We start from the raw sequence: 3715 nt of genomic DNA, 5'->3' as shown, positions 1-3715 counted from the left end.
GGCGTACCGGCCGGAGCAGCAGGGTGCCCTCCCGGGCGTGCTTGACCAGGTTGCTGGTGATCTCGGCGCTGACGATGGCCAGGTCGGCGACGCGCGGCTCGCCGAGTTCCACCTGCCGGCCGAGCCGCTCGGCGGCCCGCCGCACGCTGCTCGCGGCGGCGCCGCTCTCCACCCGGAACCAGAGACCGTGGTCGGCGACCACGTCGCCGATCATCGGGACCACTTGATGACGGTGATCCGGGTGCCCTCACCCACAGCGGTCCAGATGTCGAAGTCGTCGACCAGCCGGCGGGCGCCGCTGAGCCCCAGGCCCAGCCCGCCACCCGTGGTGAAGCCGTCGGTGAAGGCCTCGTCGAGGTCGGCGATGCCCGGCCCCTGGTCGGCGAAGACGATGCGGACCCCGCGGCGGCGGCCATCCTCCACGGTGGTCACCTCGGCGCTGCCCCCGCCGCCGTAGATCAGCGTGTTGCGGGCCAGCTCGCTGGCGGCCGTGACCAGCTTGGTCTGGTCGACCAGCGAGAGCTTGACGGCGACGGCGGTGGTACGCACCAGCTGCCGCACCCGGACCACGTCCTCGTCGCTGCGGATCGCCTGGGTCGCGGGCACCCCCAGGTCGACGCCGGCGGTCATGGCGTGGCCGTCGTCTCGGCGTCCTCGTCGGCGTCCGCCTCGTCCCACTCGTCGGCCCGGCTCGCCGCGATCAGCTCCATGCCGCGCTCGACGTTCAGCGCGGTGCGGATGCCGTTGAGCGACAACCCCAGCTCGACCAGGGTGATGGCGACGGCGGGACGCATCCCGACCACCACCGTCTCGGCGTCCAGCACCTTGGAGATGGACGCGATGGTGGACAGCATCCGGCCGACGAAGGAGTCGACGATGTCCAACGCCGTGATGTCGATGATCACGCCGTGCGTGCCGGTGGCGACGATCCGCTCGGCGAGGTCGTCCTGGAGCTGGATCGCCGTCTGGTCGGACATGTCGAGCTGGATGGAGACCAGCAGGATGTCACCGATCTTGAGGATCGGCACCCGCTCCATCAGGACTCCCGGCGGGCGCGGCGGGTGGCGGTCTCGACGCCGGTGAGGCGCAGCACGTGGCGCAGCGCGTCGGCCAGGCTCGCCTTGGTGGCGATGTCGCCGAACTCGATGCCGAGGGCCACGATCGTCTGGGCGATCTGCGGCCGGATGCCGGAGATGATGCAGTCGGCGCCCATCAGCCGGGCGGCCACCACGGTCTTGAGGATGTGCTGGGCGACCTGGGTGTCCACCGCCGGCACGCCGGTGATGTCGATGATCGCGTAGGGCGAGCCGGTGTCGACCAGGGTCTGGAGCAGCCGCTCCATCACCACCTGGGCGCGGGCCGAGTCGAGGGTGCCGACCAGCGGGACGGCGACCACGCCCTCCCACAGCTTCACCACCGGCGTGGACAGCTCCAGCAGCTGCTCGGCCTGGTCGGCGATCAGGCCCTCGCGGGTGCGCACGAAGCTCTCGAAGGTGAACAGCCCCATCTGGTCGATCAGGGCGGAGTAGGCGACGAAGTCGCGGAGGGTGTCCGCGTCCCGGCTCTGCTCCATGAGCTCCAGCAGCGCGTCCTTGAGCGCGAACACGCTGATCGCGGTCTCGGTGGCGCTGAAGCCCTGCCGGGCCCGGCTGGCGGAGAGCTCGGCCAGCACGGCCCGCAGCTCGCCGCCGTGCTCGTCGGCCAGGTCGCGGAGACCGTGCTGCCCGGCGTCGATGATGCTGCGGTGCAGTTCCCGCGCCTGCCGCGCCAGCTCCGCCTGGCTGAGCCGGCCGCGCAGCGAGCCGGCGACGATCTCCGTCCAGCGGGCGGTCAGCCGGTCGGCGTGCTCGGTCAGCAGGCGGGCGAGCCGACCACTCTGTTCGGCGCTCAACGCCATGGTGACCTCCCTGAACTCTGGACGGGGCGGACTCTATCACCGGGGTCTGCGGCACTAGTTGTCGCACAGCAACGAAATGATCGAGGGCACCCTTCTCGGCTCCCGTTCTGCACGCCGCCAGCTTCGTGGGATACCGTTCCACCGAACACAGGAGGTCGACGAATGTCCTTGAAGGTGCACACGGAACAGCGCGGCGACGTGGTCGTCGTGTCGGTCGCGGGCGAGCTGGACATGGCGACGGCACCGCAGCTCCAGGACCAGATCACGGACCTGCTGGACAAGGGGCGCAACCGCCTCGTGTTCGACCTGGCCGAGGTGTCGTTCTGCGACTCCACCGGGCTGTCGGTGTTCGTACGCGCCAAGAACAGCTGCGACGAGGCCGGCGGCGTGGTCCGGCTGGCCGCCCCGCAGCGCGGCGTGCTCCGCATCCTTGAGGTGAGCGGCCTGGTCGAGGTGCTGCACACCTACCCGACGGTGGAGCAGGCCGTGGCGGGCGATCCCACGCCGGCCTCCTCCTGACCGTTTCCCCTCAGCGCTCGTCCTCGATGTGCCGGGGGCGGGCGATCACCATGCCCGCCCCCGTCTGCACGGCGAGCGCCACCAGCAGGAAGCCGATGGGCGCGGTCCAGCCCCCGGTCGCCTCGTAGAGGATGCCGACCAGCAGCGGGCCGAGCGCGGCGATCACGTAGCCGGTGCTCTGCGCGAAGGCGGAGAGCGCTACCGTGCCCTCGGCGGTCCGGGCGCGCAGGCCGATCGTGGTCAGGATCAGCGGGAACGCGCCCTGACCGAAGGCCAGCAGCAGCACCCAGAGGGGCGCGAGGCCGTGCGGCGCGAGCGCCAGGCCGACGTACGCGGCCGTCGAGAAGGCGGTCAGCGACAGCACCAGCGGGCGCAGCGTGGGCAGCCGGCCGGCCAGGGCCGGCATCATGAGCGCCACCGGCACGCCGAGCGCGGTCACTCCGGCGAGCAGCAGGCCGGCCGCCTCCGGCGCGTAGCCGGCGTCCCGGAAGAGCTGGGCCAGCCAGCCCATGATCGCGTACCCGCTGAGCGACTGTGCCCCGAAGTACACCGCCATGGCCCAGCCGAGCCGGGTGCGCGCGGGCCGTACCCGCGCCGGCGCGGCGGCGGCCACCGCCGGGGTCGCGGCCGCCCGTCGCGCGGCGCGGATCGCCGTGCGTCGCGCGGCGCCGGCGCGCAGCGCCAGCGGCACCCACGGGAGTACGGCCACCGCGGCCAGCCCGGCCCACACACCGAGACCGGCCCGCCACGAGCCGAAGGCGTGCGCGATCGGCACCGCCGAGGCGGCGGCCACCGTGGTTCCCACGGTGAGCGCCATCGTGTACGCCCCGGTGACCAGCCCGGTGCGCTGCGGGAAGTGCTGCTTGACCAGCATGGGCAGCAGGATGTTCGCGACCGCGATGCCGGCCAGCGCGAGCGCGCTGGTGAGCACGAAGACCGCCGTCGAGTCGGTGACCACGCGGAGCACCTGCCCGACGGTCAGCGCGACCATGGCCACCACCAGCACCCGGGCGGCGGGCCAGCGGCGGACCAGCCACGGGGTGAGCGCGCCGAGCCCGGCGAAGGCGATGGTGGGCAGCGTGGTGACCAGGCCGGCCGTCGCGCCGGAGAGGCCGAGCCCGTCGCGGATCTCGTCGAGCAGTGCGCCCAGGCTGGTCACCGCGGCGCGCAGGTTGACCGCCACGAGCAGCATGCCGACCAGGACCAGCAGGCCGCCGCGGGCCGGGGTGGCCTGCGGCGCGGGGGCGGCGGCCGGGGCCGGCCCGGGCGTCACGTCGGTGGTGAGCGCGTCGGTGACCG

General features: G+C 73.1%; 5 protein-coding genes and 1 pseudogene. 1 reads left to right on the top strand and 5 read right to left on the bottom strand.

The genetic code is table 11. The features are described 5' to 3' along the window. The 4 genes and pseudogenes from F8274_RS30070 to F8274_RS30055 form a co-directional block, all read right to left on the bottom strand. Positions 1-214: pseudogene (locus F8274_RS30070) on the bottom strand (transcriptional regulator); the annotation flags it as partial. Continuing rightward, positions 211-630: an ATP-binding protein gene (locus tag F8274_RS30065; protein WP_151465717.1), complete on the bottom strand. Its 420-nt coding sequence runs from the start codon at positions 628-630 to the stop codon at positions 211-213. The gene F8274_RS30065 and the pseudogene F8274_RS30070, both read right to left, overlap by 4 nt. Then, the gene (locus tag F8274_RS30060) at positions 627-1037 is read right to left on the bottom strand and encodes an STAS domain-containing protein (protein ID WP_151465716.1); all 411 of its coding nucleotides are present in this window, start codon (positions 1035-1037) and stop codon (positions 627-629) included. The genes F8274_RS30065 and F8274_RS30060 overlap by 4 nt, the downstream gene beginning before the upstream one ends. After that, a complete protein-coding gene (locus F8274_RS30055; protein ID WP_151465715.1) occupies positions 1037-1897 on the bottom strand; it encodes an STAS domain-containing protein in 861 nt (286 codons plus the stop codon). The genes F8274_RS30060 and F8274_RS30055 overlap by 1 nt, the downstream gene beginning before the upstream one ends. Before the next feature lie 162 nt (positions 1898-2059). On the opposite strand from F8274_RS30055, the gene F8274_RS30050 reads away from it, so the two are divergent. Then, entirely contained in the window at positions 2060-2416 is a 357-nt protein-coding gene (locus F8274_RS30050; protein WP_151465714.1) for an STAS domain-containing protein, read from the top strand. Positions 2417-2426: 10 nt separating this feature from the next. Here the strand turns inward: F8274_RS30050 and F8274_RS30045 are convergent, their stop codons facing one another. Beyond that, positions 2427-3689: an MFS transporter gene (locus F8274_RS30045; RefSeq protein WP_151465718.1), complete on the bottom strand. Its 1263-nt coding sequence runs from the start codon at positions 3687-3689 to the stop codon at positions 2427-2429. Between the last annotated feature and the right edge of the window lie 26 nt (positions 3690-3715).

It is taken from the genome of Micromonospora sp. AMSO31t (assembly GCF_008868175.1).
Lineage (GTDB): Bacteria > Actinomycetota > Actinomycetes > Mycobacteriales > Micromonosporaceae > Micromonospora.
The sequence above is the reverse complement of the archived record's forward strand: the minus strand, read 5'-3'. Positions and strand labels throughout refer to the sequence as shown.